Source organism: Bacteroidota bacterium (assembly GCA_039111535.1).
GTDB lineage: Bacteria > Bacteroidota > Rhodothermia > Rhodothermales > JAHQVL01 > JBCCIM01.
The window spans coordinates 1-25,728 of the sequence record JBCCIM010000039.1 but is presented as its reverse complement, the minus strand read 5'-3'; the positions used below and the strand labels follow the sequence as shown (position 1 = coordinate 25,728).

Sequence of the window (25,728 nt, the reverse complement as noted above, 5' to 3'; positions counted from 1 at the left end):
TTGCGTCATACCCAACTTGATTGGGTATCCACCAGGATGGCAGCACCCAAAAGGCGATAGCCAACAAACCCACCTTGCTATTCCTCTATTCGATGCGCCGTCAGCACACTGCCCAGATCGATCTTTAACTTGTTGATCATCTCATCCCCATTCCGCTCAATCATGATTCGGCCATTAAATTGCTCGAAGAAAAACGTAGTCTCAGATTCAGCAAACAGCTCAATTTTCCCCCAATCCCACTGAGACTCAGCAAAAAGCTGGTTGCCTTCCTGGGTGATGGTAAGAATAATTTCTTCAGGTTCTGGAATATCAAGCTTGTATTTGCCGGCAACAGGTGCCAGCAGTTCCGGAGCGAGTTGGAGTGTGTCAGGGGCAAACACGTAGCGCATCCCCCGCATGAAAGATTCAGGCTTGACGCTGGAGTGCCGGGCGCCTTGTACCACGGTGGCATCTACCTTGAGGTTGGGGTAGTTGCGGCTCTCCAAGGCTTTTTTGAGCTTGAACATGGGATCGATCATGCCGACGCCTTCCTGTTCGCCGGCCGTCATGAACAGCTTGACCGGTAAATCAGATCGCTCCTTTCCCAGCGCTTCTTCATACTGAAAGATGACCCCATTATCCCAATGAAACGCGCTGCTCGGGGCAACATAGCGCGTGAATAAGTCAGGTTCGTGCAAGAGTGCATACACCGTAAACAAGCCGCCGTACGAGCTACCCATCAAGGTGCGGCCGGCGGAATCTGCGTTGTACTCAGCCTCAACAAAAGGAATCAGCTCTTCTTTGATAAACGACAAAAACTGGGGTGCCCGGCCTGATCCGGGTACGTTTGCCAACGCTGTAGGCGTCATGTCCATTGCACGGAGGCTGCCATAATCGGGGTTGTCTCCACTGTAGGTGATGCCAACCAGAATAACGTTGGGTACAAACTCGTCGTAGTTGAGTCCGCCATAAATGCCAGTGATCATAGGAAAGTCCCACTGGGCGTCGAGGATGAATACAACAGGGTAGCGTGCATGGGGGTCGGCGTTGGCTACAGGATGTACATAGATGTCGTACTGCTCACCTGTGTTTGTGGATTTCAATGATCTGATTTCAGTGCCGGGCAAAGATACGCGAGACACTTTTTCCTGTGCATGGAGGGGAATGGCGTATGCAACTAGCATACAGATAATGAAGGTCAGCGTAAGTGGGTGTCGAGGTGACTTCATGGCCTCAAGTTCTGTAAAGAGGAGGACGATCCGTTACGATAAGTTGTGTATAGTTTCTATACAGATCCGAGCGTGCTATAGTTACAAAGCATGAACTCGAGGAGCGCAGGTTTTATGGAAGTGCGTCAGGATCGCAGTTAGGGGTACAAAAAAACCGGTGAATCGAGGATTCACCGGCGCTGTTTAACAGCATGTTTCAGGTTTTATTGCAGTAAGCCTCTTCCAAAGCCCGCCACGCCTGAAGCATAGGTTACCTTACGGCAGGACTACTGTGTCGATAACATGAACAACACCATTCCGAGGCAGGAAATTAACCGCCAGAATGTTTGAGGTCCGTCCGTTTTCATCAGTCAAAAATGCGCCACCGTCACCGAGACCAGGCACAAGTGATCCACCTTGAAGGGTTGTCAAGGAACTGGAGCCAAGCACAACCTCAGCTGTAGCGCGGCCAGAAACGATGTGATACAGTAGCACATCGGTCAAACCATCGATTCCGATAACGTCAATGAGTTCATCAAGACTACCAACACCCAGGTCACCGAGTAACTTTATAAATGCATCGTTTGTTGGTGCAAATACCGTTAGCGGCTTGTTGGTTGTTAGTGCATCTACGAGGCCGGCGCGGCTTACCGCTTCGAGTAACACAGAAAACTCACCCGTTTGATCGACCTGGTCAACCACAAAGGCTGCGATGGTCTGATCAGGGAAACGCGCGCCATCAGGCGGCATGAACCTTCCACGTTCTGATTGTACAGCAGGTGCTTCAGACTCCGTTACGCTGATCGGATCCGCGCAGCCAACCGCAATTACCATAATTAAAGCAAACAAAGAAATATTTTTTAACATAAGGATAGTTGTGTTTAGGGCCCGTGCCAGATACAGCCGGGCCAAATGAACATCATGGGGGAGAGGGAGGAAAAGAGAGGCTACGGGGAGCGCGCCGGATCAGAAATAGAAGAGGCTGGCAAGGGAGAAGGTGCTTGCAATAGGGATCTGGCTTGTTAATAGTGTATTACTTTAGCAGTAGAAAAACAATGCTTTTGATGGGGGATGAGGGTGGGTGTGTCGTGCAGTTAAAGGACCATTTTGCGAGGTAGATGACCAATAACGATTTATCTGGCGCAATGCGTGGTTATGGCGAGACGTTTTGCTGAGAAGTGTCGGTGTGAACCGCTTATTTTGATCTCGTCCGGTTCTAAATTTTTTTTGGATTTTCTGCAAATAAAAAAGGCGTAGCCTGTTGCAGTGCAATGAGCTACGCCTTTTCTGTAAAATTTAAATGCTTCCCGGGTAGGAGTAACCTGATACTAGGTGGGGTTACGTCGTGTTTGGGAAGTGGTTGTTTTTGTGGGTTTTACAGGATAGGTGAAGTCTCGTGTATTTACGTCTGGTTGTGCTTAGTTACGCAGGGTGCGCTAACAATTGGGCTAACACTGCTTTTTTGTCTTCGAACGATAGTGAATTTAAACGTGTCCGCCCTCCGGGCGGTCTGAATCCCCGCACACCCTTTCGGCTGCTTAGCGCCGGCTTCGCTTCGGCTTGCCTCGCGCCTGCAGGGTTTGCCTGCTAAGAGACAAAGGGTAATAGGGTCAAGGGATAGTCCTCAATACACGAAAACCGACGTAGAGATTGCGGGCGTCAGGCCACCAGTAATCGCGAAACGCCGAGCGAGCGTTCCCGGCGTCGTCGTACCAGCCACCGCCGCGAACCACCCGGCCCGAGCCCGAGTTCAGACCTTTAGGATCGGTCTGCGCTCCGCTGGAATAAGGTCCATACCAATCCTCTACCCACTCCCATACGTTGCCGTGCATGTCGTAGAGGCCCCACGGATTGGGTTGTTTCTGACCGACCGGGTGCGTTTTCTTTCCCGAATTCTCCCAATACCATGCATAAGCTCCTAACTGCTCTTCTCTATCTCCAAAACGGTACGCTGTCGTAGTTCCTGCACGACAGGCGTATTCCCATTCTGCTTCCGTCGGCAACCGGTGGCATCCATGACAACTCTCCCGCTCGTTGAGGCGTTTGATAAATTCCTGCGCATCTGTCCAGGAAATAGATTCGACGGGGTGTCTCTTCCCTTTGAAGTTGCTCGGGTTTTCTCCCATCACAGCCTGCCATTCTTCCTGCGTTATGGGATACTTTCCAAGATAGAATCCTTTCGATATCGTAACCTGATGAACAGGTTTCTCACTATCGTATTCATTTGAGCCCATCATGAACGTGCCCGGCTCAATCCGCACGAACTCCATCCCAATACTATTGGTAAAAGCGGGAGCTGGGACAGCTTCTTTCTTTGCTTTTGTTCGCGAAACTTTGCTCTCCACTACCGATGGCTTTACAAACCGTTTTATGTCCGCGGTCAGTTCGACAAACGCAGTTTCTTGCGCGCCATGCCCCCATCCAATCAGGCTAGCTGTATGGATGCTTCGAAAACCCATCGGAGGCTTTACTTCTTCGATCTTTACCGGCGCTAAGATGCCTCTTTCCAGTCCTTCTGTCGCTTCATCCCTCACCCAGCGGCTTTTTACAGACGCACGCGACCACAGCACAACTACACACTTTGCCGCATGTAAATTCTCTTCGATCACTTCACTGAAGCTTTCTCCTGCGCCAAGACGCGTATCCCACCACGTAGTATACCCGAGTAGTTCAAGGGAACTAGCGAGCGCTTCTGCTACTTTTCTGTCCTCGCGCTGGTAGGAGATGAAGATATCAGCCATTTGAGATGAAGTTACGCCCTATGCTAAAAACAAGAGATGTTAGGCATTTCATTACGAAGGAGCAAAATTTCATAAAAAGACCCGCCGCCCTACGGGCGGTTTGGTCCCACCCGCACCCTTTCGCCTACTCGGCGCCGGCTTCGCTTCGGCTTCTTCGTGCCTGCAGGGTTTGCCTGCTAAGAGACAAAGGGTAATAGGGTCAAGGGATAGTCCTCAATACACGAAAACCGACGTCGTAAAGGCGGTAGACAGGCCTCCAGTGACCGCGAAGCGCCGAGCGAGCGTACCCGGCGCCGTTGAACCAGCTACCGCCGCGAATCACCCGGTACGAGCCTGATTCTTCATTTACCGGATCGACTGAGGGACTTCGGTTATAGTATTCAGAATCATACCAGTCATGAACCCACTCCCATACGTTTCCATGCATATCATATAATCCCCACCGATTCGGTTGCTTCTTGCCTACCGGGTGCGTCTCTCCATTGCTGTTTCCTGTATACCACGCATAATTGCCCAGCTCTGCGTCATTATCGCCGAATGAATAGGCCGTAGTCGTGCCAGCCCGGGCCGCGTACTCCCATTCTGCCTCCGTGGGCAGTCGGTAACAGTTGTCGCAGTTCTCCCGGTCGTTCAACTGCTGGATAAAATCCTGCACATCGTTCCAGGATACACGTTCGACTGGACGGTCTGTACCTCTGAATCCGCTTTCATTGTTACCCATTACCGCATACCACTGGGCTTGCGTTACTTCATATTTCCCCAGATAGAACGGGCTGCTAATGCGTACTTCATGGATTGGCTTTTCGTCTGAATCTCCACTATCCGACCCCATCTGAAACGATCCTTCTTCAATCAGAACAAACTCGATGCCCTGCCGCGTTATTTCATTGTCACCTGATTGCCCCGAATCGGTCGGAAGCGTGGCCGGGGCAGGCTTAAACCCCTGCTGAACGAAATAGAGGATGAGGACAAGCCCTAGAACACCGCCAGCCCACAAGGCAGCACGCGGCAATGGTTGATGGTTCGGCATGACCGGCCTCGCTTCAGTCCCGGACTGTTTACCAGTCCTGACTGGCTCCTGAACAAATCTGGTAGGAGGCTTCGTGACGGGCTTGCTTTCCTTTTTTCGCTCACCTTGTTCCGGAGGCAGACGTTTAGCCTCACGTTCCGTTTCCTGTTTACGGCTTGCTTCTTCGAGCGTTTGCTTTCGCACCTGTTCAGCCTTCTCGGATTTCACGCGCTCACGCGTCTGCCGTTTTTCCGCCTCGCGTGCTTTCTCAGCTTCTTGCTCCTTTGGCGACGGTCCCAAAATACGGCTCACATCTGCTATCAGACGCACGAAAATCGCTTCCTCTGCGCTTTTCTTCCAGCCTATCAAACGTGCCGTATGAATTCTTCGGAATACCAGTGGGGGACGCGCTTCCTCTATGAATACCGGCACGATGATCTCGCGCTCCAGGCCTTCTGCCGCCTCAGCAATCACCCATTTGCTTTCTACAGACTCCTTCGACCAGAGTACAATCACGCATTTCGCCGCATCCAGTTGCGTCTCGATCACCTTGTCGAAGCTTTCACCCGCAGCCAGACGCGTATCCCACCACGTCGTCCAACCTTGACGCTCCAAACCCCTGGATAGCGCCTCTGCCCATACCCGGTCTTCACGCTTGTATGAAATGAAGATGTCGGCCATCTTAAAAGATATGGTGGTAATTCTGCGTCACAAGTAGGATGTTAGACATTGAACCAAAAAAGAACAAGCGGCTTTTTGATCGGAGAAAGGTAATAAGCTGCGATACCTGACAAAAAAGCCCGTCGCCTTCTTCGAGCAAGCGGCCTACCAAACGCGACGGGCTATTGTTATTTGGCTGGCCTGAGCCGGCACAGGACGCTCCCCTGGACATGGTCCTTGTGCACGCGAACGCAACCCGTGAACGGCGTCCTCTGGCAATACCATGTGCTCAATACACGAAAACCGACGTTGTTATTGCGGTTGTCAGGCCTCCAGTTATTGCGATTCGCCGAGCGAGCGTTCCTGGCGTTGTTGTTCCAGCTACCGCCGCGAATCACCCGGTTCGAGCCTGTTTCGGGGAGTGCCCTGCTTGAGGAAACCTCAGCTGAGATGCAATGATCCGGCAAAGAAGGCCTTTCGTGCCTCCATCGTATCGGCGTGCAACACGTGGCCGATCATGCACGATACGCGGCTGGATAGTTCTTCCTTTTCTATGTAGCCTTCAAGAAAATCGCTTTCCAGGTCTCGGACCTTGCGGCGAAAGCGCGTCCACTTCCTGGCCTCCAGCCGGATAAGACCCGGAAAGACGCGGAAGCCCAAAAACGGGATGCCTTGTGAAACGGGCGCCACAATCACTGCCTTCTCTTTGAGTTCGAGGCGTAATCTTTCGCTGAGAAAGCTCCAGATTGACGAAAGATGATCGCGTAACGCAGACTTGTCATCGGCGAATAACAGAAAATCGTCCATGTAGCGGATATATCCTTTTACGCCGAGGCGATCTTTGAGAAAGTGATCCAGCCGGCCCATGTAGAAGTTGGCGAAGTACTGGCTGGTCAGGTTGCCGATGGGTAGCCCCTTGCCGGCTCTACCGCCGGGCAGCGGGTGATCGATGATCGTGTGGAGCAACCGCAAAAGCCGGGCGTCCTTAATTTTTGAGGCGAGCATCGTTTTGAGAACATCGTGGTCGATGCTGTGGAAATACTTGACGATGTCGCACTTCAAATAGTAGTTGAATCGACGTGCAAACTTTTGTGCCTGTGCTGTGGCCGCGTGCGTGCCTTTGTTAGGCCGGCAGGCGTACGTGTCGTGGATCATGCACCGCTCGAACATCGGATCGAGTACGTTACAAATAGCGTGGTGCACGACGCGGTCCCTGAAATCGGCGGCGCAGATCTGCCGGCGCTTGGGCTCGTGGATGATGAACATCCGGTAAGGCAAAGGATGGTAGGTGCCAGAAGTGAGTTCTTCGTGCAGATCCATAAGTTCGTTTTCCAGGTGGAAGTAGAACGCCGACACACGCGTCCGGTCCTTCTTGCCACGAAATGCCTTTTTCGCTGCGAGCAACAGGTTTTCCAGCGATACGATATCTTCGAACAGAAAGCCCAGCCGTTTCATCGTGTTTCCTGTTGCTTTATCCACCCGCCCAGCATGCGACCCGTTTCTTTGACCGCTTTCATGGCGTGAAGGTATCCTTTGCGGGACAGGTATTGGCGGTCGTGGCTGATCCGCAGGAGTACGCGGATCTTCTCCAGACGCAGGTTGGCACGCTGCAGGATGGCGCTTTTCTCTCTCGCGTAGCGCGCCTCGACCAGGTTTTCCACGATGTCGAGCGCCAGGTTCTCGATGCGCGTTGATATTGTAAAACGCACGTGTTTGGGGAATTTCTCCGTGGCATCGAGCAGCCAGTCCAGAAACCCCATCCAGTGTACGAATACGGGGAGGTCTTCATCCATAGCCGTTGCTGGTTTCTTCATCTTCTGGTGGTCTTTTGTCTTCAGTGAATGGGTCACCTTGGGGAGAAGCAGACAGGATTTCCAGGATGGCCGCGCCGTATTTCTCCAGCCGTGCCTTGCCGAAACCCTCAATTTCACCAAGCCCGGTGAGGCTCTGCGGCATCTGCTTCACCATCGCCGCCAATTGTTTGTTGGTGCAGATCACGTAAGGTGGAATCCCGTCTTCTTTGCAGCGCTCGGACCGCCATTCGCGCAGCGTATTGAAAAGCGGATAATCCTCCGGGCTGAGCATGGAGCGCCAGGCTGCATCCCTGGCTTTCTTTCCTCTTTTTTCGTTGTCGGTAGGATCAGGTGGTCGCATCAGGTTATAGGTAACGACCAGAGCCAGAAAGGAGCGCCCTTCCCGGGTGAAAAAGTGATCACGAATGGCAATCACCTCTTTATCCCTGATGAAATCCTGCAACGGCGCATCGTCGAAGCCGCCCAGCAGATCGTCGAATCGGAGAGTGAATATACGGACGTGCATCGGTTCTATATGTTAACGAAGACTGTCGCCGGATTTCTAACACAGGACCGGCGAAGCGCAGGTTCCTGAAAAAATATCGCCAGTCGCCGCCCTACGGGCGGTTTGGTCCCACCCACGCCCTTTCGGCTACTCGGCGCCGGCTTCGCTTCGGCTTGCCTCACGCCTGCAGGGCCTTTTCCTGCAAAAGGTAAAAGGGTAAAAGAATTAAGGGTAAGTCCTCAATACACGAAAACCGACGCCGTAATTGCGGCCGTCAGGCCTCCAGCCATTGCGAAACGCCGAGCGAGCGCTCCTGGCGAAGTAGAACCAGCCACCGCCGCGAATCACCCGGCTCGAGCCCGATTCTGGGCCGGGTGGATCGGTCACTGAACTGTCCGGGTAGGACCCATACCAATCCTGCACCCATTCCCAGACGTTCCCATGCATGTCATACAATCCCCATGGATTTGGGGATTTCGTCCCAACGGGCTGCGTGCCTCCTCCGCTGTTCTCTGAATACCAGCCATATCCACCAAGATCGCTCGCATTATCGCCAAAACTATAGGCCGTGCTCGTACCGGCACGGGCAGCATACTCCCATTCTGCCTCGCTTGGGAGCCGATAACATCCATCACAATCCGACAAGACGTTCAGGCTATCCATAAAAGCCTGTACATCTTCCCAGCTAACCTGCTCAACCGGAAGATCGGCTCCTTTACGATAACTCGGATTGTTGCCCATCACAGCGTACCACCACGCCTGCGTTACTTCTATCTTACTCAGAAAGAAAGGCTGCGTGATATGCACCTCATGAACCGGCCGCTCATCTTCAGAGCCCATCATGAACGTGCCGGCTGGAATCTCAATGAAATCCTCATTGAGATTCGGTAAAGCAAATCGCGCGGCCTCGCAATAGGTGGAAATGTCATCACCGACTGCGCTCCATTCACCCCTGTTATCGATACAGGCGCGACACCATTCATACTGGGTGCGGGCGGCGTTGCAAACATTGTGACGATTCGTATACTGATACACCCAGCCTAAAACCCCTATCACCAATACACCCACGCCATAAAGAGCATACTGCTGCACCCGGCGCCGCTGGCGCACCTTCTGGCTCGCCGCCACCAGGCGCGATTCGGCTTCGTTCCAGGTGCGCATACCGGACAAACCCTGCTCGACTTCCGCCAAACCCGCTTCATCCAACGCCGCTCCTTCCCGGTCATTTCGCCAGTCGGCCACCCGGCTTTGCAGCACCCGTTCAGCACGCTGCCCCGGGCGGTCCGAGTCTTTGTAACGCTGGCGGATCAGCGGAGCGAGGGTATCGTGCGCCAGGCGTGTCGCTGGTATTTCCTTCCCGCTTTCGTCTTTTACCTCACTACCAACGAGAAGATAAGCCGCCTGGCACTCAAGTAGCAGCGGCTCCAGTACATCAGATCGGTTGGGATAGCGCGACGTCAGGCCCGGAAGGAGCCGCGTCTCGGCCGTACCCAGGTCTGTCGTGTGATGATTCAGCACGTCCAGCGCCAGGCCCGATTCCACCACCTCGGCATTCCATGTTTGTAGCACGTCCAGTTGCTCATCGAGAAAATCGCTCAGGAGCAACCCCCTCTGCGCTAAATCCAGGTACAGGTCCTTCGTGAACGATGGAGAGGGGGCGTTCTTCACCTGCTCCCACATCTTTGCGAGCAAAATCGAAAGCGTCGGCGCCACCGGCGACTGCCGGTCTTTCAGCAGGTTCGCCGCGATGATCTCAGGCAGGTCTTGTTCGATACTCAGGTTATATTTCCTCTGCAACCGCTCGCTACTTGCGGGACCTCGAACGACCTCCAACACACCCTGAAGGCCCAGACGCTCCAGGAACAGCTTGTGGAATGGTAGTGAAGCCTCGATGAGCCGCGCCTCGATGTCGGCCACCCATTCTTTGCGGAACGAGAGTACCAGGCGTCCACGGGGCCGGCCAGATGGATCAGCAAACAGGCTTTGCAATACCCGCAGGAGTTCCTGCAGTTCATCGTCCTCGGTGGCTCCTTCTCGTTCGATGGGGCGTGTATACAGCTCTTCGACCTGATCCAGAATCACGATCATCGGCCTGCCTTGCCGGCGCTCCTGCGCCTTCCACGCTTCAGCGATCTTCTCCATGCTTGTTTCGAGCACCTGCGCCAGTGAACCGGCGAGGCCCAGCGAGCGGTCGCGCCGGATGTAATGCACGCTGTGACTGGATTCGAGCCGTGGCCGTACGCCGGCCGCCAGTAAAGATGACTTGCCTACGCCACTCTCGCCGTAGAACAGTACGAGCGGATCGCACCACTGCTCGCTGAGCGCCTTGTACAGCTCGCGCGTCTCCTCTCCACGGCCGAAGAACACGCTGGCATCTTTCCGGCGAAACCACTGCAGGCGCCGGTAAGGGCTCGGCGGCAGATCCAGCGCCGGCAGGGGAGGCAGCTCCGCAAGTGGACCCATTTTCGCTTCTTCTACTGGCGCCGGTGCTGCTTTCTGATCTTCGACCTTTGCTTCTTGTGCCTTCCGGTGCTCCTCCCGAAACTCGACCAGGCTCTGGAAAACCTTCGTGGACAAATCCAGCGCGCTCTCAAAGAAGGCAACCACGTTCTCCTCCATCAGGTGCTGCTTCAACGCTTTAAGTTTCTCTGCCTTATCGCCCGTATCTATGTCACGCGGTTTGACGGGCACTTCCTCATCGATAAGGAAGATCAGGCGCGGAATGCCCTGTTGGACTGCCCGCTCGTATTCCAGCTGCGTGATCGAAGCCTCCATGCCCTGCGCAATGTGCCCGTAGCGATGCGCGAAGAGTCCCACGTACACGTCGCAGCCATCGACCATCGCCAGCGAGGCCTCCACCGCGTTCGCATTCATCGCCGAGAGGTGCTCCATCATACGTGGCACCATGCCCAGGCGCTGGCAGGCGAGTTCTACCTGCTCGCGGTACGCTGGAAGGTCGCGCGCCGTACTGCTGATCATGACGATTGGTTGTGTGGGCATAAACTACATACAGGGTTATGTGATGGGCGCAATTTAGCGAGTTGTTATTGAAACTTCAAAAACATGGAATGGGGGTTTATACTCTTAAATTATAAATACTTATGCCCTGAATTTAGTATATTTAGGAATGCTAAATTGAACTGAAGCGGAACGATTTGCACAGGTGAAACGGCTCAACTGGCAAAGATTAAGCGATTGAACCTGATAAAACCTCACATTTAGAAAAATATTGGCGGCTGGGGATCAAATCGATGGGGTGGCTACCGGCGCAAAACCAGGGTTGAAGAGTCGCTGGTGCTAGACTTGTCTGTATTGTGCGAGCAACGTAGCCAAACTCCACAAACCTTTCAACAAACTGCTTTGCCGTTGCCGGCACTGCCACGACCTCACCTATCGCAGCGTGCGGGAGCGGCGAAAATATCAGCGTCTGGCTTGCAGTCTGGCAGAAGGCACGGACATTTCTCCAAAACAAATGGAGCAATTCTTACAATCAGACTGGGGACGATAAATGACCAAAGCGCAGAAAGCCATCTTCTTCAAATTCGAATTGGAAGAAGATGACGTTTAAAACTTTGGGCTACAAAAAAAGGCGATCCTAAGATCGCCTTTGCTCCCCGGGTAGGCGTATCACGCTTTTACGTGGGGTTGCGCAGGGTTCGGGAAGTGGTTGTTTTTGCAGGTTGTAAGGTGATATGAGGTAAACAGGGATTGCGCTCTGTAGCGTTGAATTACGTAGGATGTGCTACCATTCGAGCTAACAATAGTTAAATGGATAACAGGCATATTCCATGCGGGCTGATCCGCCTTTGCACTGCTGCTTAGTAGTTATGCATGTCTACGAGAATTACAGGATACAAGAAGTGTGGATAAAGGAAGTTTAGCGGTCGAATATAGCTGTACGTCTTTTGTGTGTTGCAGCGCAAATTTGTTAATGCCTTTGCAAGATTTTCCACTAACATTAGGATTAACTGAAGAAGCAGATTATTCTGCCAGTCTAAAGCAACAGGCTGTACCACCATGCAGCTTCACTGCCTGGTTATAACATTTTTCCCCCCTTTGGTAAAAAAATTTAATAGTTGAGGAGTGAGAAGATTAAGCGCTTGGTTCTCAGGAAAACTGGACATGTAACTGCTGGCGAAATGAGCTGTTTTGTTTGAGAATGTTGTATCGGTTGATAACGAGGCTCCCATTTTACCATGTGTATGTAAGACAGCAGCTTGCATAACTATTCGCTTTACAAGGAGGGCCTTCGATTCATAGATCTGACCGGACTATGAAATTCTCACTCAAGAGTAATTGACTCATAGGAAGAACAATGATTAAATCCTACCAGCCTCAGCCAGTTGGAGCGACTTTTTGTAAGTGGTCGCTCATACTCATGCTTTTTGTGGCATTTCCAATGATCGGGTTTGCCCAGGGTAACCCCGGATCCACGACCCATTGTGCCGGTGCTTCACTTCCTGCAACCTTTGAATCTAAAGCTACAGGGGATTGGAATAAAAAAACTACATGGAATCAATTAAAGTGGCTCCTCGATCAAAATGGTCATCCCATCGATCAAGGTGGTCTTCCCAAAGCACATGATATTGTTAAAATCAAAGAAGGTCATGTCATAACATTTGATGCCACCGCTGCTGGCGATGCGGCAGATACAATTTGTATTGAAGGCGGCGGAAATCTCACATTAGCGCACAACTTGTTCTTTGCACGCAAAGTTGATGTGTATCCTACTGGCACTCTAAATATCGGTGCTTATGAATTGAATGGAGGTGTACTAATCCAGGGAGATTATGCAAGAGGTAGTCTCGATATTGCGCGTCAAGCAGGAAGTGCTATCTTAGTACACCAATGGAAGCATTTTGGGGATAATCTTACATTTCACCCAAGAGATGCAGTTGAAAACTTTGAAGCAATAGTGAGAAGTAATGCGTCTGATCCCGCTGATAAGATCGTTACAATCCAAACAGCATCCACTACCAATGTTACTGAGCTTTTGACAATTTCCAGGACTGGAAACGACACTAAGGCAAGGCTGCAACTGGGAGCTGATTTAGGAGTGCGAGATCTCCATTTACGCGAGACGGAACTGTTGATGGGTGATTATTCTGTTCAAGTTTTCGAGGACTTGAGTAATTCATATTTGACTGAGAGTGATTTAAAAGCCGGACAAGGAGTGCATGCAAGTGGTAACGGTCTCGTCCTAGGACGAGCTAAAAAAGATGCAGGCGCTATTAACACAAACTTCTTACATATTGCACGGGAGACAGATATGACACTTAGAGGCGGTGATCGCGTTGGGGGGATTGAGTTGGATGTTGATGGTACTAGTGCCCCAACATTGCAAGTGCAACAGCTACAAGGCAAAGGGCTTTTCATAAACCCATCAATTCGAGCGGCATCGCAAACAACGACATGTCCGCCGCCACCAGCTAGTTCTGCAAGGAGTGCATTATGTCTGGCTGAGTTAGAAGGCGCACAGTCTAAGTTAAGCCTTGATATCAGTGATGTCGAAACTGCATGTAGCTGGGTGTTGAAAACTGCTGAAAATGCTAAAGGGGCGCGAAAAGCTGATCTTGATCGCTATTACGATAATGGGCAGATTGAGATTAACCTTCCACCAAATACGCCACAAGCCGATATTAAGAAAGACTATATCTGGGAAGACAAAAATGGTTTGTGCGGTGAGCCTAATATGACGTACGTTGGAAGGTTTCCAACAGAACGCCATGTTGTATATTCTAGTGACGATGGCGACTGGGCTTCACAAGACTGGAAAAACGAAGATTATAGACCTTTAACACATGACCCAGATGCTAATTCAGTGTACGTAGTGCGACATGCCGTCACTGTGGATGCAAATATCGATCAGCAAATTAATAAGGTAGTGGTACAGCGTCAAGGTAAAGCCAGTGGGAATGTCGCCACAACGGATGGACATCTCGTTTTGAACGCTAATATGCATGTTAAAACAATGAATGTGGAAGGGCAAGTTGATTTGGAAATAAGTAGGAATAAGACCTTAACCGTTGAATACATTTCCATCGGTCAAAGAGCATGTAATGATGATTATCCGGTAAACGGACCAGGATCTTTAAACGCTCTCACGTTAGAATTGGATGCGACTATGACAGCTGGATCTACGACATGTAACAATTTACTTATTAATAAGGATGTGGACATCTCGAATAATGATATCAATTATGGTATCACTAATTTCAAGGTGTTTTCCCGACATATTCAACCACCATTTAGAAGTGTGTTGATACGGGCAGGTGAATTTCAGTGGCCAGTAACAGGCTCCATACATGCTGAAAGAACTGATATTGAATTTGGAGATGAAGGGCCCAATACCTTTAATCTTAGTGGTGATGTGAGTCTTTTTAATAGCTCTTTTGAAAGATCAGTCAATGGGTTTCCTCGTCTAATACATGTAAAAGGAAGCGTCACTAATGGAAGAGCGGGCGGTGCGCCTTATGAAGGTGGGAACTTAAATTTAAACAACATAACCATAGATCAGGATTTTGACTGGCGTGGATTCGGAAGAATAATTTTTGATGGAGAGGCTATAATAAATAGTAACGGACGTTTTTATATTGGCTCAGTTGGCAATTCGTTTCATACTGAACTATTTGTGACTCCTACTAGCCAGACCCCTGCACTTACCATTGAAAATGAAGCAGCAGATGCTTTTGAACTAGTTAATCATTCTCACACCCCGGTCCTATATAACATTATTAAAATGTGGGGCTGGAGTTCGGGTGAGAAAATTCTAAAGTGGAAAGGCGATCATCGGACTATCTTGCAGGGCTATGTCGATGGAGATCGTTTTCAAGACAATAATGGTGTAATAAGACCAACCGTATCATACGTAGGTGGATACACGTATGTCGAATAAACAAGGGATAATTTGTTTAATTATTTAAGGCTAAATGCATTACTCAAAAGGCCGGCTTTTTATAAGCCGGCCTTTTCGTTTTAGAACGGTGAAAAGGCACCTGTCGGCTGGTTCTCTTTACAAACAAAAAAACCCGACTCACAACGAAGCAAGTCGGGTTTGAAGCTCCCCGGGTAGGATTCGAACCTACGACCCTTCGGTTAACAGCCGAATGCTCTACCGCTGAGCTACCGAGGAAGGTGGGCTAGTAAACTACATAATTTACGCTGGGTTTCAACGCGTGTGCAATTTCTGTGTTGAGCGTTTGTGAAGAGGAGGGGCTGTTCGATGTTCTGCGGTTCCCGTATCCCTGTGCTCACTTCTCGTTTACTTTTGCCATCAGGCTTGAGGTCAGGATGCGGAGGACTACTTTGCCGGGTGCGCCGGGTTGGAGGACCGTGTCGGATGTGCGGGTTGCAGTTGATTTGTGCAACAGGATAAGCGGTATACCTGCCGGGAAGACTAGCTTGGTAGCCAGGTCGGGGTCTGCAATGGCCACATCTGCTTTGGCGATCTGGTTTTCTTTCAGCAGTTGCATCCCAAACGACTGGCAGAGGAGCATGAGCCGGCGCTTTTCATGTGCATCTGCTGTGGCGATGTAAATATTCTGCTGGTAAAGCCGTGGTTTCTTCACGCTCGCGTTCTGTGTGCCGTTTTTCTCTGCTGCGTCATCTGGCACGCCCACCGGGAGCGTTATGTAAAATGATGCGCCGATGCCGGGCCAGGCGCGGGCGGTTAGCTTGCCGCGCATCAGGCTGGTCAACTGCTGGGCCAATGAGAGGCCAATGCCCGTGCCCTGAAATTGACGGGTGGCGCTGCTGTCCACTTGCGAGAACGCATCAAACACCCCTTTCAGTTGGTGTTTTTCCATCCCAATCCCTGTATCATGCACCGACAGAATCATGTTGGGTGCGGCCGCATCCTGCTTTTCAAGCTTTGCCTCCACATAGATTACACCGCTCTGGGTAAACTTCACCGCGTTGGAGAGCAGGTGCTGTAACACTTGCCGTATGTGCTCGCGGTCGCTTTCTATTTGCCTTGGAAGGACCGGGGGGGCGTAGCAGCGGATCTCCATGCCCTTTTTGTTCGCCTGCGGTGCATAAGCTGCCACCACTTCGTTTAGCAGGTGGCGGACATCAAAAGGCGCGTGCGCTACAGTCCGTTTGCCGGCGGCCAAATCGGCAAAAGTGAGCAGGTTTTCCACCAGATCCATCATCATGGTGCTGCAATTCATGATGGTATCTGCGCAGTCTTTTTGCTCTTCATCCAGCGAAGTCACCTGTAGCACTTGCGTCATCCCCAGGATACCATTCATGGGCGTGCGCAACTCGTGTGTGAGGGTCGACATAAACGCTGACCTTGATTTGGCTGCCTGCAGTGCTTCTTCCTGGGCTTCTACAAGTTTGGCGTGGGTTGCCTTGAGGTCGACGGTGCGTGTGGCAACGGTTTCTTCCAGCGCAAGCCGGCGCCGGTTCAGGTTTCTGGTGCGTAACTGGACAACCCCAACAACGCCAAGGATTGCCCCAAACACAGCAAGGGTTAAGAACCACGCAGTCTTCCAAAACGGGGGCGTCACGGCAAATTGCAACGAAGCCGGCGTTGCAGACATGGTCCCATCACCGTTAACGGCTGAGACTTCAAACATGTAGTTACCTGCGGGCAGGTTTGCATAGGTTGCCACGCGGCCGGCAGTCAAGGGCTGCCAGTCTTTGTCAAATCCAGACATCCGGTACTGATACCGCACAAGTTCAGGGGCCGTGAAGCTCAATCCCTGAAAATCGAAGGTGAGGTGATTTTCATCGTGGGCAAAAGCAAAATCTGCTTCGTGTTGCGGACTGTCCGTTATAAAGTCGTGGAGGTCGATTTCTTCCAGATAAAGCCGTACATCTGTTAAATGCACTTTGGGAGGCGTTTCGTTGATCGGCCGTGCCGTGGCATCGTATTGCATGATGGCATCAATCGTCCCAAACCACAAGCGCCCCTCGTTATCCATGGTTGCGGCATTCATGTTGGTTTCTACACCGACAATGCCTTCATTTTTCCCGAAGGACCGGGTGGTTTTGATATCGGACATCCAGTAGTCGTCCATATTCACATGATTGACCCCCCGGCTTGTCCCTACCCAGAGATCGCCGGCGCCGTCAAATTCGGTGAAATACACGGTGCTGCCGTTGAGTCCGTCGGATACGCTGAGCGAATCAACCAGTGCGCCCGTGCTTGGGCGGTACCGCAATACGCCATAGCCCAGTGTGCCGAGCCACAAGTCACCGCTGTTGTCTGGCAGGATGGTTGTGATGGGGCGTTTGCTGGTGGAGGCAATTTTATGCAAGCCTTCAGTGTCATGGTACATCAAGCCTTCGGTTGTACCGATCCACATTTTATTGTCATTTCCGGCCTGCAAGGTATATACAGTTCTTCTATTCCTCCCCACCTCGAGATCGATTACGCGAATAGAATCCCTTTCAAAGACGTGTAGGCCATTGCCGGTGCCAATCCAGACGCGCCCGGCGTTGTCTGGTCGGATGCTATAGACATACGGATTGATGAGTCCGTTATTTGTAGAATAAGTTTTGACCGATTTCCCATCATAAACACTGGCGCCACCAGCCCCGCCGGCCCAGATGTTGCCGGCTGAATCCTGTGCAATGGTGCGTACATGTTGGAGGGCCGGGTATGTCGTAGGATCAAAGTGCTCTACACCTGTGCTATCTACTTTGTACAGTCCGCTGACCATGCCGCCAAACCAGTAAGCGAGCGCGTCATCCTGATAAGCTGCAAGGTAGACATCGTTTGGTAAATGCCAGGCCGGGTTCATGTGAGAGAACGCCGTCTGTTGGAATTTTACGATACCCCTGCCAGAGGTGCCGGCCCAAACGTTGTGTTCCGAGTCTTCAAACAGAGAGATGGTGATCCAGTCGCCCTGGTCCCATTTATGCGTAAGCATGCCATTGTTATCGAGACGTAAAACACCTGCTCGAGCGCCGATCCAGATAAATCCTTGCTGATCTTCCAGCAATACATCTGCCTGTTGGAAAGGTAAATCATTGCGTCGTACAAACTGATTCAGTCCGTCGGTAGATAGCAGCGCAACGCCGCCGCTTGTGGCTACCCAGATGCGTTGCCGGCTGTCAACCAGGATATCAGCAACAAAAGGGGATGGAATGCCATTTTCGATGCCGTAGCAGGTGAATTTTGAGGCTTTTTTGTGGCAGATGCCGTTGACAGTTGCCAGCCACAGGTTGCCATCCTGGTCTTCCTCGATGTCGATTACGTTATCGGCGCTGAGGCCTTCCGCCTGGGTGAAATGTTTGAATTTAGCGCCGTCGTATTGGGAGAGGCCGGATTGCGTTGCGATCCACATGGTCCCGTCCCTTGCATAATGAAGCGCATTGATGGTGTTATCGAGCAGGCCTTCCTCTGTGGTCATGTGGGTGAAATTCCCTTTCTCCATGACCGTGATGCCGTTCAGTGTGCCTATCCATAGTGCACCCCTGCTGTCTTCGGCGAGAGCGGAGATGCGGTTGTTGATGAGGCCTTCTGCAATGGTGAAGTTCCTGAACTCAAGGCCGTCAAACCGGCTGAGGCCGCCGATTGTGCCGATCCACAAATAGCCGGCTTGGTCCTGATGAATGGCTGCGGCTTGCGACTGGATAAGGCCTTCTTCGATGGCATAGTTGTGCGTGAGATAGGGCTGGGACACAGCGAAGGCGGCCGGCCATGCCAATAGACATGCCACGATGCAGAGGCCAATACGCCTTGCAAAATCCTTCCCCTGTGCTGAGGTCCCCATGAATTAGTGTACAGTTTGAAATCAACTACGCGATTCTATGCACACCGGGTATCGGCTATTTAAGGGTGGGTTTAAGGTTGAACGTCGCTGGTTGGAGGTTATTGGGGGATCACTTCGACATTCTAAATTCGGTGCTCGATATTCCCTACGGCTGCCAGGTATTGTTGGAGCGGTCGACATCGGGGAGGAAGAGGCCGGGGTCGATTTCTACTTTTTGGATTTCGCCGGCGGGGAAAGTGAGTTGGGCTTCGCGGTTGCCAGAAAGCCAGGTGTCGAGCGAGACGACGCCTTCTTCAACGTTGCCATCTTTATAGGTTAACCGCACGGGGAGGGGCATTGGGGTTAGGCCTCTATCTTCCAGCATAACCGTTACGCCATTTTCATCTGCTGCCACATCTTTTATGGCGTGGTCGAGCGTCCAGGTTTCGAAGAACATGGGTGTCCAGAACCAGTCGAGATCCTGGCCGAGCACATCTTCAAACGTATTGAAGAAATCGTAGGGGGTAGCGTGTTTCCACATCCAACGCGCTGCGTAGGTGCGGTAGGCGTGCATGAACGCTTCTTCACCGATCAGGCCACGGAGGGCGTGCAAGGCTACTGCCGGCTTGCGATAGGAGGCAATGCCACGTGCAGCGGTGCCGTAAGGATACTGGTCACCATGACGCATGGAGGGGGCCTCATCGCCGGTGCCGGCAATGCGGTAGTACGATTGTTTGGATGGTAGCCACTGCGTCGAGTCGTTCCAGAAAGCAGCTTTGCCTTCGTTTGTGTTGAAGGAGGTAAGGCCTTCGTCCATCCAGGTGTACGCTTTTTCATCCTGTCCGACAATCATGGGAAACCACATGTGGGCCACTTCGTGGAGCGTGACGCTGAAGAGCGACTGGTCGGTTCGGTTGCCACCGATGTGGGTCATCATCGGGAATTCCATCCCGCCACCAACAACGCCTTCCATGGCGGTCATGTGTGGATAGGGGTAAGGGAAGAATTTGTCGGCCATAAATTCCACGGAGTATTGCGTGAACTCAGCGCCGCGGGGCCAGGCAGCTTTACCGGGGCGATAGAAGGCGTGGATCATGGTGGTGTCCATGGCACCGTCGCCGTCTACATCGCCGGCAAGCGCACTGGTAGCGTCCCAGGCGTAAGCATTGGAGGTGCCAAACGCGAAGTCGCGGACCTGCTCTGCTTTGTAGTGCCAGGTTACAACACCACCGGGTTGTGTGGCAGAAAAGCCGGAAGCCACTTCGTCAGCACTCAGCATCGACACAATGTCTCGCGTCCGGCTTGCGCGCGCAAGTCGAGCCTGAGATGAATCAGAAAGCGTTGCCATTGGATTTTGTAGCGTACCGGTAGCCGCCATGACCCAGCCGGCGGGGGCGGTCAGGTGTACGTCGTAATCTGCGAAGCCCATGTAAAACTCGCCATTGCCCATGTATTGATCTGCTTTCCAGCCGCGGAGGTCGTCATACATGGCAAATTGCGGGTACCAGTAGGCGACAAAGAAGACCTCACCATCTCCACCCATGCGGGGCGCGCCGGGCTCTGGGATTTTGAAGGTCCAGTGCATGCCCACGAGTAAACTGCTATCCGGGAGTAGCGGTTTTTCCAGCGCGAGGTACATGAGGGTACCGTTGATGTCGTAGTCTGCGGGGCTGTAATCGACGGTAACGTTTTGTACATCCATGCCGCCAGTGAGCTGCTGCGGGCGGTTGCGTACTGCGCCGGCTTTGTGCAGGTTTTGCCGCAGGTGCATGACGATAGTGTCGAGTGTGTCAGGACTGTTGTTTGTGTAGGTAGCAATCACGTCACCCACAACAAATGCGCTATCCGGCATTAGCGCGGCTTCGATGGAGTAGGAGGCGGTGTTGGTCCAGTAGTTTGTGCCGGGTGTACCGTCGAGGTTGCGTGTGCCGTTGGCTACGGCCTGGTCAAATTGCGGGGTGGTGAATACGGGATAGGGCACGGGGCGTTGGGCAACAGCTGTGGGGAGAAAGAGGCAGAAAGCAAAGAAGCAGGAAAGTAGCCGGCGATACATAGAATCGGATGCTCAAGTCAATTTTAGTAAGTATTGCAGATTAAGGGTAGAACATCCCAGTTACGGATTTGCCGTTCCGGTCGAGGTTTCTGAAGACAGAAACGCAAAAAATAAATCACTCGGCATTCGGCACTCGAAAATCGGCATTAAACGCTACCCTTAATTCGTATTTGTGTATCCGAATATACGCAACGGGCGCAGATTTTTGCCGGCGGGTGGAATCCGGATTGCAAATTGTGCGTTAGAGCGGTCACTTGCAAAAAATGCAGCCTTGCCCAAGTGGCGGAATTGGTAGACGCGCTACATTCAGGGTGTAGTGGGGGCAACCCCGTGGAGGTTCGAGTCCTCTCTTGGGCACTTCAGAAAAACGGCGAATCTGATCGGATTTGGCCGTTTTTTGCGTTTTGGGAAATTTCTATTTCTGTGGCTGACAGTAGTGCATTTCTAAAACGTCAGGGTAGCTGTGCAATTTGAGTCTTTCCTGAAGACTTCCTGGATAGCACTATGGTGTCAGTGAGGAGATCAATGACCTCTTGTGATACCTGTACTCAACATAGTGGTTGTGCATTAAGCTTTAGCATTTCAGGGATATAAAAGTGGGCTTTGCTCTTCACCTTTTTTTGGTTGATCTCACGTCCCGATTCCGGAGAGCATATTGTTTTGTGGCGTCTTATGGTTTCTTGCCCAAGGCGCGACGCTTCATTTCTTCTGAATCTAGACCAAAGAAGCGCACCGCATTATTGAAGTATATGTCTTGCTTCTGGGCTTCACTGAGAAAGTCTGCGTTTTCCATGATTTCGAGTGAGCGAGTAATCAGACCCGGCCAAGTCATGGCGTCAGCACCAAACATCAAGCGGTTCGAAAACCCTGCGTTTACAAGGTCCTCAAGCTGACCGTAAAAGTATTCGATACCCTTACCCCACATAATCCCGCCGATATCTACATACAATTGTGGATAGGTCCAAAGCATCATGACCAATTCGTCATTGAACCCTTCCGCCATGTGCATGATCGAAATCCGGAGGTTTGGGTGCTCTGCAAGTACTGGCTCGAGGAGCAACGGGTTACCTGCTGCAACAAGGAAATCCGGTACAAGGGCGCCCGCGCCTGGGGGGCCGCTGCCCATATGGATCTGTACTGGTATATCCATTTCTTCAGTCATCGCCCAATAGGGCATCATGCGCGGGTCATTCGGGCCGATCCCAATGTACTGGTTGGTGACCTCACCCAGAACTAAAAAACCACCATCGGCGAAATACGCTCGTGCATCTTCAGCGGAATAGGGGTCTCTCAGTATATTGAGTTGCAGGCTCTTGATAAACCGATCCGGTGCTGCCTCTTTCCAGAGATTAACACGATCTGGGGGACCACTTAAAATGCCGACGGCGTTGTTGGCTTCGAGCTCTACAATGGTAGCCCGCATTAGCGCTTCAGGGGTTTCTGGTATCGGAATGGGATCGTCACATGCCGGATTCTTGAGCGCATGCATGAATTGCTGCGGCCATTCACTAGCCGTATTTGGAGCAGGTAAGTACGAGATTACAGGTACGCATGCAAATAATGGAGGTGGGCCATTGTCTGTTGGCAACATGGCATGAACATGCACATCGATCTTGGGCTGTTGAGCCTGTGCAGCGTTACAAAGCAATAGGAGTGCTGTACATGCTATGATTGCAAGCTTTTTCATTTGGTGGGTCTTAGGGTGAAGCAATATTGAGCTTAATCCCATGTATGTTTCTGGGATGCTTCAGGTTCTGGTGTACGTTAAACCTCTAGGGTTTCATGTTGCATCATGTTCCGAGGCGACTTCCAGCCTGCGGGTGAAGGGCGAACCTCTTCTACTGTTGCGATCAATTAAATCCTCAGTTGAAAATTGTAGGCAAAACATTCGAACTTCGGGAAGCCTTACCAAGGCCAAGCCTTCTCAAGTTAGATTTAACCTTACGAATTGACAAGTTTTTCCCTCTAATGACCTTTTTTTTGATCTCTTTTCATTAGATCATTATTCAGTTGCTTTATGCCTTGTTGGGCAATATTAATAATGCACCTACAGATTCGATCTCCCCAAAATACATTGCTAGTGAAAAAAGGTTATCGTTTGACACCGTCAAGATTAGAAAAGAGCGATGCAGTAGGTTAATGGTTAGCGGTCGTCTGATTAATACAAGCAACAGAATAAGCCGCTTGAAGGATTGTGAATCATTGATTTTTAAAGCTGTCATCCACTGACAATGCACTCACTTAAATACGCCAAAGAAAATTGGTTTTTATGATTAGAACTCTACTAGCCCTTGTTCCTTTATTGATGATTTTTTCCCAGGTAAAGGGGCAAGAAGTCATCCCTTTTGATTCTGAGCAATGGTCCTATGACGGGACATATTCTATAGAGGAGTACAAGGGAGCTAAGGCCTTGTTGCTTTCACCCGGCAGTACTGCTGAACTCCCGGGCATTTCGATGAAGGATGGAATCATCGAATATGATGTCGCTTTTGGTGCCCAAAGAGGCTTTGTATTCACGTTTTTTCGCATGGTCGATAATATCAATCACGAAGAATTATATTTTCGTCCGCATCGATCTGGCGATCCTGATGCAATCCAGTACACCCCCAACTACAACGGTGTTCATGGATGGCAGCTCTATCAAGGCCCTAATTACTCTATTGACTACAAATACAAGGACAATGAGTGGATGCACATTAAGATGGTTATTAAAGGTGCTCGTATGGAAGTCTTCATCGACAATATGAAGATCCCCGCTCTGGAGGTGTTCGAGCTGAGGCGAGATCCAGTAGCAGGCTATATTGCATTTAGGTCTATACTAACTGATACACGTATCGCGAATGTGACTGTCTCACAGCCAAACACTATACAGTTTGTAGGCGAGTCTACTCAAGTCCCTCAACTTGCTCCAGAGGTTGTTTCATCCTGGGAAGTATCCAATGCGTTTGCAAAGAATCGCTTAGGCCTGGAATTGAATCACATGCGATTGGAAGACTTAGCCTGGTCAGATGTGGATACAGAGTTTACAGGTGTTGCGAATCTAGCACGAGTAGGTGTTCTCAATGAAGAAGAAAATACCGTACTGGCTAAGTTTATAGTTCATTCTGAAATTGAGCAACTCAAGCAGCTGGAATTTGGCTACAGTGACATTGCACGGATTTATGTAAATGGAAAAGCCGTTTATGATGGCCAACGTGAGTTTTTGTCTCGAGACTATCGCTACCAGGGAACGGTGGGATTCTTTGACAGCTTGTTTCTTGATCTAAAGCAGGGCGAAAATGAGATTGTCTTTGCTGTGACTGAAGAATTGGGTGGCTGGGGGGTGCTTGCTCGGTTTGTAGATCTTGAAAAGATAACGGTCTTTTAGCCGAAAACCACCAGTATGAGCTTTGCTTATTATCACCTATCAATAATGGTCTGTCCCTGAAAGAGGCCGTTTACGTTTATAGATTAAAGACGGGAAGTACAATACTATCTAAAAACCTTACAGTAATTAATTAGACTTCTCCAAGTTAGAAGCCGGCAACCTGAAGCGATCAGGGCTATTGTCAGGGTGCCCTGCATCATCTGATTGAATTAGGGCGAACATCATCTGATTGAATTAGGGCGAACATCATATGTTAGATGTGAAGGTCTATCCTGCTGATTCTGTGAGCTATCTGAAAACATAAACACCTGATTGAACACGGGTGATTTACATGCAGGGTGTAGTGGGGGCAACCCCGTGGAGGTTCGAGTCCTCTCTTGGGCACATTGGGAAATCGACTTAAACGATGGTGTTTAAGTCGATTTTTGTTTTATAGCGCAGCGCACTAGCCTCTCCTTGCCTGCTATCTGAAAGGTTGTACAGTTAGCAGATATTCTGCGATGACAACCACTGGTAGGAATCCTGTATCATCTCTTCCAGACTGTGCTTGCGATAGCCCAGTTCTTGCTCGGCTTTTGTTGCGTCTACGCACAACCAGTTCGAAGATAACGTTGCTATTTCTGGTGTCAAAAACGGTGTTTTCCCGCGTAGGGTGCAGAAGAAGATGACGATCCAGCTCAAGAGGTGCATCATCGCTGAAGAAACAGGTTTGTCAGGAACGTTGCCGCCAATAAGCTGCTGTGTTTTTACGGCTAACTCGTGAAAGCTGGCGTCTTCGCCCCCCAATACATACCGCTCCCCGGTTTTGCCTTTGTCGACGGCCTCACGCATTACTTTGGCAACCTCAAAAACGTGACAAAAACTTCCCCCGCCATTTCCAATACCGGAGAATTGATCTTCTTTTATTTTAATAAATATCTGTGCCCAGCCGCTGGTGTCGTACGGGCCAATAATATTTCCCGGACTCAAAATTACAGCGTCTAATCCGTTATTTATGCCGCGTAACACTTCTTCTTCAGCCAGCGCTTTGGATTTGAAATAGTTGATGTTTGAGTTGTAGACGTTCGATGGTGTTTGTTCATGGATGTGTCTCTCATGGAAGCCGAACACAGCTACGGAGGACATATGTATAAATCGCCCAGCCTTCTTTTCGAGTGCGACTTCCACCACATTGCGCGTACCCAATACATTCACCTTGTTTTGCTTTTTGTTCTCTGACGAACGCAAACTCGTGTCTGCCGCCAGATGAAAAACAGCATCAACATGTTCGGGGAAGGCTGTAAGCAGGGATTGCTTGTCCGTAATGTCTCCACGAAGAATCGTTACCCGCATTTCTTCCAGGTGAGGAGATGTGCATGCTGGTAGACAGAACGCAAACACCTGCCATCCATGCTTGAGCAGTTCTTTTGTAAGGTTCAGTCCCACAAACCCATCTGCGCCAGTGACAAAAGCTGTACGCCCCATGGTAGATCTGATTGTGTTGTGAGAAAATAGGGGATATAGATTGGATAGGGCTTTCCAATATCTACAAAACACGGGAATATGTGGGTAGGACTATCGACCAGATGCCAATTCGTTAAATTTATGCCCCATACGCATTGCCGTGGTAGCTTTTGCATGTTGGAAATCGATGTTGTCAATCCAGCTACTGATCTAGGGGCGATTTTTTTTTTTAGCAGATTCGCCATGCTTGTCCCATCTGTGCACTGC

General features: G+C 50.8%; 15 protein-coding genes and 2 tRNA genes. 3 read left to right on the top strand and 14 right to left on the bottom strand.

The annotated features are described in order from the left end of the window. Nucleotides 1–77: 77 nt before the first annotated feature. The 9 genes from AAF564_08540 to AAF564_08500 all read right to left on the bottom strand — a co-directional run bounded on the left by AAF564_08540 (nucleotide 78) and on the right by AAF564_08500 (nucleotide 10,874). On the bottom strand, nucleotides 78–1,208 hold the full coding sequence (locus AAF564_08540) for an alpha/beta hydrolase-fold protein (protein ID MEM8485584.1): 1,131 nt from the start codon (nucleotides 1,206–1,208) through the stop codon (nucleotides 78–80). Nucleotides 1,209–1,463: 255 nt separating this feature from the next. Then, nucleotides 1,464–2,054: a fasciclin domain-containing protein gene (locus tag AAF564_08535; GenBank protein MEM8485583.1), complete on the bottom strand. Its 591-nt coding sequence runs from the start codon at nucleotides 2,052–2,054 to the stop codon at nucleotides 1,464–1,466. A 743-nt stretch (nucleotides 2,055–2,797) separates the two neighbouring features. Next, nucleotides 2,798–3,928, bottom strand: a complete 1,131-nt coding sequence (locus AAF564_08530; GenBank protein MEM8485582.1) for an SUMF1/EgtB/PvdO family nonheme iron enzyme — start codon at nucleotides 3,926–3,928, stop codon at nucleotides 2,798–2,800. A 199-nt stretch (nucleotides 3,929–4,127) separates the two neighbouring features. Further along, nucleotides 4,128–5,618, bottom strand: a complete 1,491-nt coding sequence (locus tag AAF564_08525; GenBank protein ID MEM8485581.1) for an SUMF1/EgtB/PvdO family nonheme iron enzyme — start codon at nucleotides 5,616–5,618, stop codon at nucleotides 4,128–4,130. A 167-nt stretch (nucleotides 5,619–5,785) separates the two neighbouring features. Then, complete coding sequence (locus tag AAF564_08520; protein MEM8485580.1) at nucleotides 5,786–6,064, bottom strand: SUMF1/EgtB/PvdO family nonheme iron enzyme; 279 nt, start codon at nucleotides 6,062–6,064, stop codon at nucleotides 5,786–5,788. Beyond that, nucleotides 6,039–7,052, bottom strand: a complete 1,014-nt coding sequence (locus AAF564_08515) for a reverse transcriptase/maturase family protein (GenBank protein ID MEM8485579.1) — start codon at nucleotides 7,050–7,052, stop codon at nucleotides 6,039–6,041. The genes AAF564_08520 and AAF564_08515 overlap by 26 nt, the downstream gene beginning before the upstream one ends. Continuing rightward, entirely contained in the window at nucleotides 7,049–7,411 is a 363-nt protein-coding gene (gene avd, locus AAF564_08510; protein ID MEM8485578.1) for a diversity-generating retroelement protein Avd, read from the bottom strand. Before avd ends, AAF564_08515 begins: the two co-directional genes overlap by 4 nt. Beyond that, entirely contained in the window at nucleotides 7,383–7,916 is a 534-nt protein-coding gene (locus AAF564_08505; protein ID MEM8485577.1) for an HRDC domain-containing protein, read from the bottom strand. The genes avd and AAF564_08505 overlap by 29 nt, the downstream gene beginning before the upstream one ends. Before the next feature lie 204 nt (nucleotides 7,917–8,120). Then, the gene (locus AAF564_08500) at nucleotides 8,121–10,874 is read right to left on the bottom strand and encodes an SUMF1/EgtB/PvdO family nonheme iron enzyme (protein MEM8485576.1); all 2,754 of its coding nucleotides are present in this window, start codon (nucleotides 10,872–10,874) and stop codon (nucleotides 8,121–8,123) included. Nucleotides 10,875–12,210: 1,336 nt separating this feature from the next. Here AAF564_08500 and AAF564_08495 point away from each other — a divergent pair. Continuing rightward, complete coding sequence (locus tag AAF564_08495) at nucleotides 12,211–14,790, top strand: hypothetical protein (protein ID MEM8485575.1); 2,580 nt, start codon at nucleotides 12,211–12,213, stop codon at nucleotides 14,788–14,790. Between the two features lie 165 nt (nucleotides 14,791–14,955). Here the strand turns inward: AAF564_08495 and AAF564_08490 are convergent. The 3 genes from AAF564_08490 to AAF564_08480 form a co-directional block, all read right to left on the bottom strand. Then, nucleotides 14,956–15,027: transfer RNA gene (locus AAF564_08490), tRNA-Asn, on the bottom strand. A gap of 118 nt (nucleotides 15,028–15,145) precedes the next feature. Beyond that, nucleotides 15,146–18,619 (bottom strand): two-component regulator propeller domain-containing protein, encoded by a 3,474-nt coding sequence (locus AAF564_08485; GenBank protein ID MEM8485574.1) that lies wholly within the window; start codon nucleotides 18,617–18,619, stop codon nucleotides 15,146–15,148. Between the two features lie 145 nt (nucleotides 18,620–18,764). Beyond that, a complete protein-coding gene (locus tag AAF564_08480; GenBank protein ID MEM8485573.1) occupies nucleotides 18,765–20,651 on the bottom strand; it encodes a M1 family metallopeptidase in 1,887 nt (628 codons plus the stop codon). A 273-nt stretch (nucleotides 20,652–20,924) separates the two neighbouring features. Here AAF564_08480 and AAF564_08475 point away from each other — a divergent pair. Then, a tRNA-Leu gene (locus tag AAF564_08475) sits at nucleotides 20,925–21,008 on the top strand. A gap of 313 nt (nucleotides 21,009–21,321) precedes the next feature. Here AAF564_08475 and AAF564_08470 read toward each other — a convergent pair. After that, nucleotides 21,322–22,338, bottom strand: a complete 1,017-nt coding sequence (locus AAF564_08470) for an amidohydrolase family protein (GenBank protein ID MEM8485572.1) — start codon at nucleotides 22,336–22,338, stop codon at nucleotides 21,322–21,324. A 582-nt stretch (nucleotides 22,339–22,920) separates the two neighbouring features. Here AAF564_08470 and AAF564_08465 point away from each other — a divergent pair. Further along, entirely contained in the window at nucleotides 22,921–24,018 is a 1,098-nt protein-coding gene (locus AAF564_08465; protein ID MEM8485571.1) for a hypothetical protein, read from the top strand. A 483-nt stretch (nucleotides 24,019–24,501) separates the two neighbouring features. On the opposite strand, the gene AAF564_08460 is transcribed toward AAF564_08465, so the two are convergent. Further along, entirely contained in the window at nucleotides 24,502–25,482 is a 981-nt protein-coding gene (locus AAF564_08460; protein MEM8485570.1) for an NAD-dependent epimerase/dehydratase family protein, read from the bottom strand. Nucleotides 25,483–25,728 lie beyond the last annotated feature (246 nt).

What these genes read in the sequence shown, in the direction of transcription:
- AAF564_08540 (MEM8485584.1), bottom strand. Translation starts at nt 1,208, where the DNA reads ATGAAGTCACCTCGACACCCACTTACGCTGACCTTCATTATCTGTATG.
- AAF564_08535 (MEM8485583.1), bottom strand. Translation starts at nt 2,054, where the DNA reads ATGTTAAAAAATATTTCTTTGTTTGCTTTAATTATGGTAATTGCGGTT.
- AAF564_08530 (MEM8485582.1), bottom strand. Translation starts at nt 3,928, where the DNA reads ATGGCTGATATCTTCATCTCCTACCAGCGCGAGGACAGAAAAGTAGCA.
- AAF564_08525 (MEM8485581.1), bottom strand. Translation starts at nt 5,618, where the DNA reads ATGGCCGACATCTTCATTTCATACAAGCGTGAAGACCGGGTATGGGCA.
- AAF564_08515 (MEM8485579.1), bottom strand. Translation starts at nt 7,052, where the DNA reads ATGAAACGGCTGGGCTTTCTGTTCGAAGATATCGTATCGCTGGAAAAC.
- avd (MEM8485578.1), bottom strand. Translation starts at nt 7,411, where the DNA reads ATGAAGAAACCAGCAACGGCTATGGATGAAGACCTCCCCGTATTCGTA.
- AAF564_08505 (MEM8485577.1), bottom strand. Translation starts at nt 7,916, where the DNA reads ATGCACGTCCGTATATTCACTCTCCGATTCGACGATCTGCTGGGCGGC.
- AAF564_08500 (MEM8485576.1), bottom strand. Translation starts at nt 10,874, where the DNA reads ATGATCAGCAGTACGGCGCGCGACCTTCCAGCGTACCGCGAGCAGGTA.
- AAF564_08495 (MEM8485575.1), top strand. Translation starts at nt 12,211, where the DNA reads ATGATTAAATCCTACCAGCCTCAGCCAGTTGGAGCGACTTTTTGTAAG.
- AAF564_08485 (MEM8485574.1), bottom strand. Translation starts at nt 18,619, where the DNA reads ATGGGGACCTCAGCACAGGGGAAGGATTTTGCAAGGCGTATTGGCCTC.
- AAF564_08480 (MEM8485573.1), bottom strand. Translation starts at nt 20,651, where the DNA reads ATGTATCGCCGGCTACTTTCCTGCTTCTTTGCTTTCTGCCTCTTTCTC.
- AAF564_08470 (MEM8485572.1), bottom strand. Translation starts at nt 22,338, where the DNA reads ATGAAAAAGCTTGCAATCATAGCATGTACAGCACTCCTATTGCTTTGT.
- AAF564_08465 (MEM8485571.1), top strand. Translation starts at nt 22,921, where the DNA reads ATGATTAGAACTCTACTAGCCCTTGTTCCTTTATTGATGATTTTTTCC.
- AAF564_08460 (MEM8485570.1), bottom strand. Translation starts at nt 25,482, where the DNA reads ATGGGGCGTACAGCTTTTGTCACTGGCGCAGATGGGTTTGTGGGACTG.